11 protein-coding genes are annotated in these 13,878 nt (G+C 37.3%); 1 reads left to right on the top strand and 10 read right to left on the bottom strand.

The window, feature by feature from the left end; translation table 11 throughout:
- Positions 1-56 precede the first annotated feature (56 nt).
- The 10 genes from V7068_RS12880 to V7068_RS12925 form a co-directional block, all read right to left on the bottom strand.
- Positions 57-1,160 (bottom strand): AI-2E family transporter, encoded by a 1,104-nt coding sequence (locus V7068_RS12880; RefSeq protein ID WP_499713119.1) that lies wholly within the window; start codon positions 1,158-1,160, stop codon positions 57-59.
- Positions 1,161-1,447: 287 nt separating this feature from the next.
- Positions 1,448-2,974: a succinyl-CoA:acetate CoA-transferase ScpC gene (gene scpC / locus V7068_RS12885; RefSeq protein WP_499713120.1), complete on the bottom strand. Its 1,527-nt coding sequence runs from the start codon at positions 2,972-2,974 to the stop codon at positions 1,448-1,450.
- Between the two features lie 143 nt (positions 2,975-3,117).
- Positions 3,118-3,771 carry a LytTR family DNA-binding domain-containing protein gene (locus V7068_RS12890; protein WP_402923170.1) on the bottom strand — a complete coding sequence of 218 codons (654 nt, stop codon included), beginning with the start codon at positions 3,769-3,771 and terminating at the stop codon, positions 3,118-3,120.
- Positions 3,772-4,040: 269 nt separating this feature from the next.
- Complete coding sequence (locus tag V7068_RS12895) at positions 4,041-4,223, bottom strand: hypothetical protein (protein ID WP_499713121.1); 183 nt, start codon at positions 4,221-4,223, stop codon at positions 4,041-4,043.
- Between the two features lie 27 nt (positions 4,224-4,250).
- Positions 4,251-4,613, bottom strand: a complete 363-nt coding sequence (locus tag V7068_RS12900; protein WP_499713122.1) for a P-II family nitrogen regulator — start codon at positions 4,611-4,613, stop codon at positions 4,251-4,253.
- Between the two features lie 16 nt (positions 4,614-4,629).
- Positions 4,630-5,844: an ammonium transporter gene (locus V7068_RS12905; protein WP_499713123.1), complete on the bottom strand. Its 1,215-nt coding sequence runs from the start codon at positions 5,842-5,844 to the stop codon at positions 4,630-4,632.
- Positions 5,845-6,138: 294 nt separating this feature from the next.
- Complete coding sequence (locus tag V7068_RS12910) at positions 6,139-6,342, bottom strand: YbdD/YjiX family protein (protein WP_119115711.1); 204 nt, start codon at positions 6,340-6,342, stop codon at positions 6,139-6,141.
- Positions 6,343-6,363: 21 nt separating this feature from the next.
- Complete coding sequence (locus V7068_RS12915) at positions 6,364-8,409, bottom strand: carbon starvation CstA family protein (protein WP_499713124.1); 2,046 nt, start codon at positions 8,407-8,409, stop codon at positions 6,364-6,366.
- A gap of 235 nt (positions 8,410-8,644) precedes the next feature.
- Positions 8,645-10,474, bottom strand: a complete 1,830-nt coding sequence (locus tag V7068_RS12920; protein ID WP_499713125.1) for an ABC transporter ATP-binding protein — start codon at positions 10,472-10,474, stop codon at positions 8,645-8,647.
- On the bottom strand, positions 10,404-12,143 hold the full coding sequence (locus tag V7068_RS12925; RefSeq protein WP_499713126.1) for an ABC transporter ATP-binding protein: 1,740 nt from the start codon (positions 12,141-12,143) through the stop codon (positions 10,404-10,406). Before V7068_RS12925 ends, V7068_RS12920 begins: the two co-directional genes overlap by 71 nt.
- A 670-nt stretch (positions 12,144-12,813) precedes the next feature.
- On the opposite strand from V7068_RS12925, the gene V7068_RS12930 reads away from it, so the two are divergent.
- Positions 12,814-13,878: acyltransferase family protein (locus V7068_RS12930; protein ID WP_499713127.1), on the top strand; the 1,065-nt coding region annotated here is incomplete at its 3' end.

Here is a 13,878-nt window from a genome sequence, read left to right on the forward strand (position 1 = left end):
CACACACCTTTCAGATAAAACAATAAAAGCGAGCTCCTATAAGAACTCGCTTTTATTCACTCTAATATTTCTTCATCCTGCTCTTTTTTACGCAGTTTTATAAACTTCACGATATTTAAAACGATAGTTTTGACTACCGAATATGTTGGAACAGCCAAAATCATCCCTAAAACACCAGCTAGATTGCCAGCAACAAGTAAAAGAATAATAATTGTTAATGGATGTGTGTTCAACTTCTTCCCAATCACAAGTGGTGAAATTAAATTTCCATCAAGCTGTTGTACAATTGTAATGACGACAATCACCAAAACAGCCTGTGTTGGAGAATGAATTAACGCGATAACAAAAGCTGGTGCTCCGCCTAAGAACGGACCAACATACGGGATAATATTTGTAATGGCACATATTAAAGCAAACAAAATCGCGTATGGTAAATCAATAATTAAATACCCAATAAACGTCCCGACACCAACAAAGAAACAGACTAGCAGTTGACCTTGTATGTATGTTGCTAATGTTTCCATTGTCTCTCTTAAGATGACTAACCCAGACTTTCGATATCCTTTCGGTACAAAGCGTAATAAAGCACGCGAGAATTTATGCCCATCCTTTAACATATAAAATAAAATAAATGGAACTGTCACAATGACTAATGTAATGTTCGTTGCTACGCTAAAAATGGATGAAAGACTATTCGTTATATTACTTGGCAGTGTCGTTAAATAGTTTTGAAGTGTATTCCCAATCTCCTCTAATGAAACATAATCCTGCTCCATCGTCCACTTAAACCACATTGTTTCGGACATATCCTCAATGAATTTCCTAGCCTCATTGAAATAGCCTGGAATATCATTGATCAATTCTGTAACCTGTTTCGATAGAGATGGACCTAATAAACCAATTAACAGACCAATTAAACTAAGGGAGACAACATAAATGAGGAGAATCGCCAATCCTTTCGGTACTTTCCCTTTCGTTAAAAATGTCACAATCGGATTAAAGAGAAAAAATAGAAACCCTGCAATCAGAATAGGAAAAAACAAAGTTGTAATGAAAATACCAATTGGTTCGAATAGAAATGAAATTTTTGTACTTACAAAAATAAGCACAGCAATCATCAACAGCTCAAAGGTCCAAAAATGCAGTTTTGATTTAAACAACAGTTCCCCTCCTCCACATTTTTTCTCAATTCAATAAGATGGAGAAATATATAATTTCTTTTTTTCTATTACTGATTGCAGTGTAACACACTTTCTCAACCTACAACATTTTTTATTATTATTTTTCCATATTAGCCTTACCGAATCACCTTATGACATGTTAATGAATTTTCATTCTTTGTATAAATCTACATAATCTGTTTATACTATCTAGTAATTCAGAATGTATAACTTGCTTGTCCAAAAAAAATTCGCTACAGCAAATGCCATAGCGAATTGTTTATCTATTATTTTTGCTCTTGAAGAGAAGCTTCTTTCATTGTACCGTTCTTAGCAAGGTTAACGTGCCAAGATAATGCTTTTTCAAGAACGTGTGGAGTCTGATGACCACCAGTTTTCTCAACAGCTTCGTTGAAGTAAGCCCAAAGCTGTTCACGATAATCTGGGTGTGCACAGTTGTTAATGATTAATTCAACGCGTTCTTTTGGAGCTAGTCCACGTAAGTCAGCGATACCTTGTTCAGTTACGATTACATCCACATCATGCTCAGTATGGTCTACGTGTGAAACCATAGGTACGATACTTGAGATGTTTCCACCTTTTGCGTAAGATTTCGTTACGAAAATACCTAGACGAGCGTTACGAGCGAAATCTCCAGATCCACCGATACCGTTCATCATTCTTGTACCTGAAACGTGTGTAGAGTTAACATTTCCATAGATATCAAGTTCTAACGCTGTATTGATTGAAATTAAACCGAGTCGACGGATAATTTCTGGGTGGTTAGAAATCTCTTGTGGACGTAAGCAAATTTTATCAGCATAAGCTTCTAAGTTGCCATATACTTTTTTCTGTAACTCTTCAGTAAGTGTAATTGAAGTAGCTGCTGCGAATTTAACTTTACCTGCATCGATTAAGTTGAATACAGCATCTTGAAGTACTTCTGAAGACACTTCAAGATCTTCAAATTCAGAATTAGCAAAGCCATCTAATACCGCGTTTGCTACAGAACCTACACCTGATTGAAGTGGCGCTAATTTATTTGTTAAGCGACCAGCTTTAATTTCTTCGCGGAAGAAATCTAATAAAAGGTTTGCCATTGTTTGTGTTTCCTCATCTGGAGGAACGATTAATGAAGGAGCATCTGGCTCTTCAGAAATTACAATACCTTTAACTTTTGCTGGATCTAACGGAATACCAATTGTTCCGATACGATCTGAAGCTTTCGTCATCGGGATTGCTTCACGCTCACCTTGTGGAGCAGGTACATAGATATCATGAATACCTTCTAATGAATCAGGATGCGTAATGTTCAACTCAATGATAATGTTTTTCGCTTCTTGAACGAAGATTGGTGAGTTACCTACAGATGTTGTTGGAATTAACAAACCATCTTCAGTAATTGCAGCAGCTTCGATAATTGCATAATCGATTGGTCCCATAATTCCTTGACGAACTAATTCAGCATTATGAGATAAATGTGCATCAACATAAGTAACTTCGCCCTTATTAATTTTGCCACGAATCCCAGCATCCCCTTGGAACGGTCCGCGCTTACGGATAACTCCAGCTTCTGCCATAAATTTATCAACTTCTGGCCCTAATGAAGCACCAGTATATACGTCTACTTTAAATTGTTCAGTTTTTGCTCTTTCAACAAGTGCCATTGGAACAACTTTAGCATCACCAGCACGAGTGAATCCACTCATACCAAGTACCATGCCATCTTCAATCCATGAAGCAGCTTCCTTGGCAGTTACAATTTTATCTTGAAATTGTTTATTGCGAATTTTCTTGAAAACGCTTTCGTTCATACAAAAGTCCCCCATTTCCGCTTTTCTATACTTGTTCATTTTAACAATCTAACGTTAGAGTCACATTCATTTTGGAATGAAAGGCCTTAAAAATAAATTAAACCAGAATTTTTAAGGCACAAAGAAGAAAAAAAGCCAATAAATCAGAAACCTAACGCTCGTCTAAATTGACTTGCATATGTTTGACTCACTTGAATTTTCGACTTATCCTTCATCACAAGTAAAAAAGTCGAATGGAAATCTGGCAAGATTTCCTCAATAAAGTGGATATTCACAATATATGAACGATGCACTCTAATGAAGTTATCCGTTGGTAACACAAGTTCAAGCTCACTTAAATTCAGTTTATGAAAGCCATTGACACGACTCGACTGAATACGTGTTTTTCGATTTTGTGCTTCCAAATACATAATTTCATCATTCGGAATAGGCATCCAACGATCATTCGTTTTCACGGTTAAGAATGATGTAGAAAGTAAAAGCGGCTTGGAAGGCAGAATAGCTGTAACGACTCCCTTTGGTTTATCTCCATCCATAATCGGCACAGCAACTCCGAAATATGGAATACCAAAGCTATTATTATCAACGTGCTCAGAAACCTTTCTTTGATCACTTAACGCTTTGTACGTTATAGTGTCGCTATTTATTATGTCCCCTGGTTGAATCTTTAAGTCAATTTGTTTACTCGGTTGATAATAAATAAATTGCTTTTCATCAGACACAGCAATTGATGCATTCTCCATTGGTAAAAAATCATTTACAATATTTAATACAGATTGAATTGAAAATCGATCCATTTTTTCATCCCACCAACCTACTCTTTTGTTTCTCGTTTAGTCTATTTAAAAAGGTTCTTTTTTGTTTTATATCTAAGATTTGATTAACACCCTCGTCTTTTTTATTTACCAAACAAAAAATGGTGTTAAAAAAGCGAAAAACGTGAAAAAACCAGAAAAAATGCGCAATAATTATTTCTTCACTCATTATAGTCGGAATGTAAAAAAATTTCTATGGGTAAAACAAGAAAACCGCCCTTCCATCTAAAGAGGAAGAAGAACGGCTCCTTCTACATTTGATTGTTTTCTTGATCAATCATCGATTCCCTTTGAATTAATAGGAGGTCTTCTAAATTCTTTAATGGTAAGTCTAATAAAAAGGAACGGTCCGTAGGTTCATACACCTTCTCTGCTATAAGCGTATTAACAATCTTCTGTTTCTTCGCCGTAACAATACGAACTAACCTTCCCATTATGACCGCTCCTTTTTCAAAAGATGTTTACTTCTCATCTTTCAGTGCATCATAACCTTCTGCACCTGTGCTAATTTTTACTACATTCGCTAATTCATAAATGAATATTTTCCCATCCCCTGGTTTTCCTGTACTTAAAAACTTCCTTGTCACATCCACTACATCTCGAACAGGAACTTCACAAACGACAATTTCAATTTTAATTCGATCATGTAATGAATTTTCTCGATTGACTCCACGATATGTTTCAATATAGCCTTTTTGAAGACTCGTGCCCTTCACATCCGATACGGTAATCCCACTTACCCCAATTTTTGCAAGCTCCGCTTTAAATTTCTCGAAATTAATCGGCCGGGTAATAATATCAATTTTCGTTAATATCTCACTCATATATAATCACCTTCCTTTAAATTGATTCGTGGTATGCTTTTTCACCATGTAAAGAAATATCAAGACCAACCGACTCATCTTCCTCATTCACACGAAGCGGTACAAAAATACTAGTAACTTTCGCAATAATGAATGTGACAACTGCAACGAATATATAAGTAGCGATAATAGCAACTAAGCTTTTCCATAATAAGCTAGCATCACCATAGAATAAACCATCTGCTCCACCGGCGTTTACAGAAGTTGTTGCAAATAATCCTGTTGCAACACCGCCCCATGTTCCGCCAATTCCATGTAATCCAAAAGCATCCAAGGCATCATCATAGCCTAATTTTGATTTCAATGAGAAGATGGCCCAGAAGCATAATGCCCCGCCAATAAGGCCAATAATAATAGAAGCTGAAGGAGTGACAAATCCACAAGCTGGCGTGATTGCTACAAGACCTGCAAGAGCTCCTGATACTGCTCCAAGCATCGTTGGCTTTTTGTTGATCATGTTTTCGACAACTAACCAACCAATAATCCCAGCTGCTGCTGCAACCGCTGTGTTTACAAATACATTCATAGCTACTTCATCAATTGTAAGAGCACTTCCTACATTAAATCCGTACCAACCAAACCAAATTAGTGATGCACCAAGAAATGTTAATGGAAGATTGTGCGGAGAACTATTTGCGGATTCTTTACGTTTCCCTAACATAATTGCTAGTACTAAACCAGCTACACCAGATGAAATGTGTACAACGTTGCCGCCAGCAAAATCGATTGCACCAATTGCGTGTAACCATCCGCCACCCCATACCCAGTGTGCAACCGGAGCGTATACAAACAACGACCATAAAATGGAGAAAATTAAAAAGGCTGAAAATTTCATACGCTCAGCAACACCGCCAGCGATGATTGAAACGGTTAAAACCGCGAAGGTCATTTGAAATACCATAAATAAACTGTGAGGAATTGTATCGCTATATGGTCCAGGTTCAAAACCTACCCCTTTTAATCCGACCCAATCTAGTCCACCGATGAAAGTATTTCCTGGAGAAAATGCAAGCGAGTATCCAATAACTACCCAAAGAAGAGAAATAACAGCCATTGGCATATAACTATGCATTGCTGTACTTAGCACATTTTTACTTCGTACCATTCCTCCATAAAATAAGGCAATTCCCGGAGTCATTAACCAAACTAACATTGTAGCAACAAACATAAATACCGAATCTGCTAATTGCATAATTCCCTCTCCCTTTTATGTTAATATTTCTTACATATCGTGTTATATTATATATCATATGATTATTTTTCTGAAAATTCAATACATTTATTTAATTTTTTTCGTGAATGTTATTTTTTGTTACATGTATTATATTAAACCATCTATAATGCCATACCACCTAGATTCCTCTGCTTCTAAATTTCGCATTATCATGCACGAAAATATATTTCAAAGAATGTCGGGCCTATCTCAAGGCCAAAATAGGCCAAAAAAAAGAATCCTCACAACGGAGGACCCTTCCTCATACTTTTATTAACAGCAACGAGATACTTTGCCACCCTTTGCGTTATATCGTTCTTCTTGTACTTCACAGAAAAATACTTTACGACTTTTAATCGGTTCGTGCGGATGATGTTCTTTCATATGTTCCACATATGTTTCATAACTCGGAACACCGACAAGCAAACTAATAAACTGCTTACGATAACGTAACATATTTACTATTTTCTTTACCATTCTTCATTCCCCCACTCATGTTCATGAGACGTAAGGCGTTTCATGTGAATCAATTTTTTGATTCTTTAATATTTTAATCCATAATCTAATCGCCGAAATTAAAACTGTAATTACCACGATCATAAAAATTGCACATAATGCTGCATCGACATAATCATTAATAATGACTTGCTTCATTTGAGCCAAATCTTTTGCTGGTGCAAGCACTTCCCCATTATCATAAGCGTCTTTAAATTTATTCGCATGTGCTAAGAAACCGATCGCAGGATTTTCATGGAATAACTTTTGCCAACCGGCTGTCATTGTAATCACTAATAAGAAGGTTGTCGGTACAAGCGTAACCCATGTATACGCTTTCTTTCCCATTTTAAACAATACCGTTGTCCCCAGTAAGAGAGCAATGGCAGCCAACATTTGATTGGCAATCCCAAATAACGGCCAAAGAGTATTAATTCCTCCAAGAGGATCGATAACCCCTTGATAGAGGAAATATCCCCACAAAGATACACATAAGAAGGTCGCTATTACGTTTGGAAGCCACTTTTCTGTTTTCTTAAAAGGCTTATAAACCGTTCCGATAATATCTTGAATCATAAAGCGGCCCACTCTCGTCCCCGCATCTACCGTGGTCAAAATAAACAAGGCTTCAAAGAGAATCGCAAAATGATACCAAAAAGCCATCAAGGCCTTCCCGCCAATGATTCCTGAAAAAATATAGGCCATTCCAATCGCAAACGTCGGAGCCCCGCCCGTACGAGATAGAATCGTTTCTTCCCCTACATCATTAGCAAGCGTCGTAATATCATCCGGGGTAATGACAAACCCCCATTCAGAAATGGTCGTTGCTGCTGACACTGCATCCGTTCCAATGACGGCAGCTGGACTATTAAGAGAAAAGTAGATACCTGGCGTTATTACACAAGCTGCAATGATGGCCATAATAGCAACAAACGACTCCGTTAACATCGCACCATAACCAATTGGACGAGCATGCGATTCACGTTCAATCATTTTCGGTGTTGTTCCAGAAGCAATAAGAGAGTGAAAACCCGATACGGCTCCACAAGCGATTGTAATAAATAAGAACGGGAACAAGTTACCGGAGAATACAGGACCCGTACCATCGATAAACTGAGTTACAGCTGGCATTTCAAGCACCGGTAATACAAATAAAATCCCTAATGCTAAACCGATAATCGTCCCAATTTTTAAAAATGTACTTAAATAATCACGCGGAGCAAGCAGCAGCCAAACCGGGAGAACAGATGCTACAAATCCATATATAATCATCATGATTGCAATCGTTTCACCACTAAATGTGAATAATGGCGCTAGCGTTTCACTTTCTGACACGTATTGACCAAAGTATAAAGCGAGTATTAATAGAATAATACCGATAATCGAACCTTCTCCGACTCGTCCCGGCCGAATATAACGCATATAGATTCCCATAAAAACCGCAATCGGAATCGTTGCCGCAATCGTGAACATCCCCCATGGACTACCAATTAAAGCTTTTACCACTACGAGAGCAAGGACCGCTAATAAAATAATCATAATACCTAAAATGCCTACCATTGCGATTAAACCCGTAATTGGCCCCATTTCCTCTTTAATCATCTCTCCAAGCGACTTACCATTACGACGCATCGATCCGAATAGAATAATAAAATCCTGTACAGCTCCCGCCAAAACAACCCCAACAATAAGCCAAATGGTTCCAGGTAAATACCCCATTTGCGCTGCCAAAACGGGGCCGACAAGCGGACCTGCACCAGCAATCGCAGCAAAGTGATGACCGAATAACACCCATTTATTCGTCGGTACATAATCTTTCCCATCATTATGGATTTCTGCAGGCGTTTTCCTATTATCATCTAATTCAAACACTTTTCTAGCAATAAACTTACTATAAAAACGATAGGCAACTGCATATACACTAAGAGCTGCTATTATAAGCCAAATAGCATTAATACTTTCTCCTCGGTTTAAGGCGATTGCTGCAAAACTCCACGCTCCTATAGCCGATACAATTCCCCAAATAATCAACGATTTAAGCGCTTTCATTCTCCTTCAACCCCTCTTCATCATTTTTGAAAAAATTAGATGCTTAAGAAAGAAAGGTCGTGTGAACCATCCGCCCACCTCCTTTGATGATTAGCTATGTACCATACAAGAATCCACCATATAATTATCCTTCTATTCTGAATTATAAGTAACCGCTTTCTTTTATATGCAACAAATTGGATTTGTTCATAAAAAAACATGCTATTCAGCCTTTTCCCTGAATAGCATGTAGAAGTTAACCAATCTTATCTCCTTTTAATTGACTATGATACAACTCATAATAAAACCCTTTTACTTCTAACAATTCTCTATGCGAGCCTTTTTCAATAATACACCCTTTTTCTAACACAAGAATTTGATCAGCCTGTTGAATAGTATTTAAGCGATGAGCAATAACAAAGCTCGTTCTTCCTTCCATTAAGTGTTCCAACGCTTCCTGAATCTTCACTTCTGTTATTGTATCGATGTTACTTGTTGATTCATCTAAAATTAAAATCGTTGGATTTGCTAGAATCGCTCGTGCAATCGATAATAACTGTCGCTGTCCTTGGCTAATTCCACTATCATCCTGTTTCAGCACTGTGTCATATTGATCAGGCAACTTCATAATAAAAGAGTGTGCGTTAGCTAGTTTAGCAGCCTCAACAACTTCTGTGTCACTTGCTTCTAGACGTCCAAATCGAATATTTTCACGAATCGTTCCTTGAAATAAAAACGAATCTTGCAGAACAAAGCCCATATGAGAGCGCAAGCTAGCTCTTGTTATACTACTAATATCCTGTCCATCTACCATAATATGTCCACTTTGCACCTCATAAAAACGGGATAGTAAATTAATAATCGTCGTTTTTCCCGCTCCTGTCGGTCCAACAAGTGCGATTGTTTCCCCTGGATTAGCATGAAAACTTACATCTTTAATCGTATTATTTCCTTCTTTTTCATAGGAAAAAGAGACTTGTTCAAACTCTACTTTCCCTGTCACATGTCGGAGGACACTAGCTTCCTTCTCATCTTGTGCCTCTTCTCGTTCGTCTAACACTTCAAATACTCGCTCAGCACCCGCAATCGCCGATAACAATGTATTAAACTGATTGGCTAATTCGTTCAATGGACGAGTAAACTGTCTCGAGTATTCCGTGAAAATTACAATAACCCCAATTGAAACAACACCCTTTAACGCCAGATATCCACCAATTGCTGCAATAATCGTAAAGCTAAGGTTATTTAGCAAGTTCATCAACTTAGGAATTAACCCCGAGTAAGATTGTGCCCAAAAGGAAGAACGTTTGTATCTTTCGCTTCTTTCTAAAAATTCTCCAATAACCTTCTGTTCTTGAGAAAACGTTTTGACAATCCGCTGTCCAGAAATGGTTTCCTCAATAAATCCATTTAATTCACCAATGCTGCTCTGCTGCTCTTTAAATAGCTTCCCTGTTCGATTGGTAATCCACTTCATGCCATAGAACATAAGCGGCACAATCGTCAATGTTAGCAATGTTAATAACGGACTTAACCATAGCATTACTCCAATCGTTCCAACCAGCGTCAACACACTAGAAAAAATCTGAATAACGGAGCTATTTAACGTAGAACTAACATTTTCCATATCATTCGTAACACGACTCATCAGTTCGCCATGCTTTCGTTTATCGAAAAAGGAAATCGGCAGTAATTGAAATTGATAAAACAAATCACTTCGCATCCGGTAAACTGTATGTTGAGCTATCCCAATCATCCAATAATTTTGCAGCCAGGTTGAAAGAGAATAGAATACATAAACACCAAGCAAGCTGCACAATAAAAGCAAAAGCCCGCTCCCATCTTTCGTTACAATATATTCATCAATCGCAACCCCTACGAGATAAGGTCCTAATAAACCGAGCATAGAGCTCACAATAACCATAAGTAAGACAAATACAATACCTTTTTTCCTTTCACGCAAATAACCCCAAATACGCTTTACTGTCGGAAACCAATTTTCCGGCTTTTTCACCTTAGCTTTTGGCCTCAAATCGCAATCCCTCCTTTCCGAACTGCGATTGGATAATTTTTTGATAAAGAGCATTCGTCTCGGCTAATTGCGTATGTGTCCCTATAGCAATCAGCTCCCCTTCGTCTAACAGTAAGATTTTATCCGCTTCCATCGCTGTGCTAATCTTTTGAGTAATAATAAGCGTCGTACAGCTATACCCTTTTAATGCATGAAGCAACTTTCCCTCTGTTTTTAAATCCAGAGCACTTGTACTATCATCTAACAAAAGAATTTTAGGATTTCGAACAAGGGCACGAGCAATTGAAAGACGCTGTTTTTGTCCACCAGAAAGGTTGATGCCTTTCTGGCCTAAAGTTGTTTCATACCGCTTAGGTAATTGCATAATGGTTTCATGAATTTGTGCATGTTTGGCTGCCAACATAATTTCTTCAATAGAAGCTTCTTCCTTGCCCCACGCAATATTCTCTCGGATGGATCCTGAAAAAAGGACAGCCTCTTGCGGCACATAGCCAATTTGCTTTCGAAGCGTATGAAGCGGTATATGCGTAAGCTCTTCATCATCCAAATAAATATACCCAGACTCAATATCAAAGAGCCGAGGAATCAATTGAAACAATGAGGTTTTCCCAGATCCTGTCGCCCCCATAATCGCTACCGTTTCTCTCGCGTCAGCGGTAAATGAAAGATTTTTTAATACAAGTGCTTCACTTCCTGGGTAACGAAAAGAGACCGAATCAAATTGTATCTTTCCTTCATATTCCCCCTCTATATAACCCGTTTCCTTCGCATCAAGAAGATCAATTTCTGTATCTAATATGTCATTCACACGGTCTGCCGATGCCTTCGCTCGTGCAACCACCGTCATTAACCAAGATAAAATAGAGAGGGAAGCTGTAATTCTCATTGCATAATTGACAATAGCGACTACCTCTCCGACTTGAATATCGCCAGTCGAAATATACTCACTGCCCAGCCAAATAATAAAGAGAATTCCTCCATTCATGACGAGCATTAATACCGGTATCGTCGTTTCAATGAATCGTAGAGATGCAGTTGTTTTCTCTTTTAATTCATCACTTGCTGTAGCAAAACGCTTCACCTCATGATCTTTTCGTAAGAACACTTTAATGACTCTCATTCCCATCAAGTTCTCACGTATGACACCATTTACTTGGTCTAATCTCTCCTGTACACCTTTAAATAAACGCATCGCTTGCTTCATCATCCATACTAAAAAGAACACAAGAACGGGAATCATAATGACTAAAATAAGCGCTAACTGAACATGGACGAAAAGCGCCATTACAACCCCGCCGATGACCATTAGCGGTGCACGCAGCATAATGCGAAGGCCCATAAATACCGTACTTTGAATCATTGTTACATCATTCGTTAATCTCGTAATTAACGAAGAGGCAGCAAATTTATTCAAATTAGAAAATGAAAAGGCTTGCACTTTTGCGAACAAACGTTTTCGAACATCGTAACCAAAGCTTTGAGCAACATGTGAAGCAGCAAAAGAATTAACAATTCCTCCGAGAAAGGAAAACAGCGCCATCCCCATCATGATAGAGCCCCAAAAAACAACGACCGATAAATCTTTCTGCATAATTCCTTCATCAATAATTTTCGCCATTAACAACGGCTGTACGAGCTCTACTCCAAGTTCAACGAATAGAAAAAACAGAGCAAGCCCGATGAATAGTTGATATGGTTTCAAATATTTAAATAGTTTTATCATCGATTCACCCTTTTTGAACATCCATTATGTATTTTATTTTCCAAAAATCTCAAAACCTTTTGTTAATTGTTCCAATTATACAATTTGCATTAAAATTTTAACACGATTTAGCTGCTCTTCTATTTTATAAAAAAATTTCCCAACACATCTGTTGACAAAAAAAGAAAAACGAGATAAAATTCTAATTGATAATGATTTTCATTATTATTTTATGAATTTTGATAAGTACGTACGATCTTTAAAATCGTACACCTTTTAGACATTGTACAAGCATACAATGTCGCCCCGACTTTCTCTGTACCCATTAGAAATGATTGATGCTTTGTGTAAATATGAGTCACTAGAATATTGCCCCCTCTTTATTCAGTTATCTTCATTTACCACAATCAAACATCGGGTAGTCGGGGACTATTTTTTCACATAACAACGCCTCCAGCTTCTTTGCTAGAGGCGTTTTTTATCACCATTTAAGCAATTGTTTAGGAGAAAATTCCTATCTACTTTTACTAGTGGCTCCATTGAAATATATTCGAGATAAGCTATAATTATATTTAAATAACTTAGAAGCAATACTGGCTCTGTATGTGCACTTAAGACTTTTCCAAGTCTTTTTTTGTTGATTAAAATTACCATTTCGATCCAATATTGTAACTATATAAAAATTAAGGGGATGTTAACGATTAGTATTGTCAAGGCACGCGACCCTTTTTTTGATAATGCTAGATTTATTCTCGTATTTCTAGTTGTATTTGGTCACTTTATCGTGCAAGTAAAACATCATCATTGGTTTATCTTCGAATTAAACAATTTTCTTTCTCTGCTTAGAATGCCTGCCCTCATCGTTATTACAGGCTTTTTATCCAAAGGCTTTAATCGGCCTGGATACATTGAAAAAACAGCGAAAACAATCCTTGTACCTTATTTACTATTTCAGGTAGTTTTCGCCTATTACTATTACCTATTATATGACAAAAGTATATTCACTTATGACTTCTTCCAGCCACAATTCACTTTATGGTTTATATTCAGTTTATTTATGTGGAAAATGCTTTTATTTATTTTCTCTAATTTAAAGCATCCACTCCTTTTCGCTTTTATTTTTGGAATTGGAATCGGATATATCGAAAGTGCTGGACATTATTTTAATATCCAGAGAACCTTTACCTATTTTCCTTTCTTTATGCTAGGGTTTTATTTGAAGAAAGAACATTTTGAAATCGTGAAAAAGAAGTCTTCTAAATTACTAGGTATTGTTTTTATTGCAGTAGTTTGGTTTATTGTATCTCAATTTCCACTAGCTGAAGTTCAGTCTTGGTTAGGAGCAAACCGTTCCTATATTGCAAATGGGCATGAAGAATGGTATATCGGCTTAAAACGGGCCATGTTTTATTCATTTTCACTTTTAGTAGGCTTTGCGTTTTTATCCTTTGTACCAACCAAAAAGACATTCTTTACGAACTTAGGACGAAAAACAGCCTATATTTATATTCTTCACGGAGCAATCGTTCGAACACTATACGTATACGTCATCAATCCAGAAGAGTTTACAACAATCTGGCATTATTTACAGCTGCCGATGTATGCGATTTTACTTGTGCTCATACTAAGTTCTAAACCTGTCACTGTGCTGACGAAACCATTAATCGAAGGGAAAATAGTCGATTATTGTGCATTTCCTTTCAAATGGCTATCTAATAGGCGTAAACTTGAGCAGGAACCGCCTATACAAAAAAGT

This window comes from Bacillus sp. JJ634 (assembly GCF_036962285.1).
GTDB lineage: Bacteria > Bacillota > Bacilli > Bacillales > DSM-1321 > Peribacillus > Peribacillus asahii_A.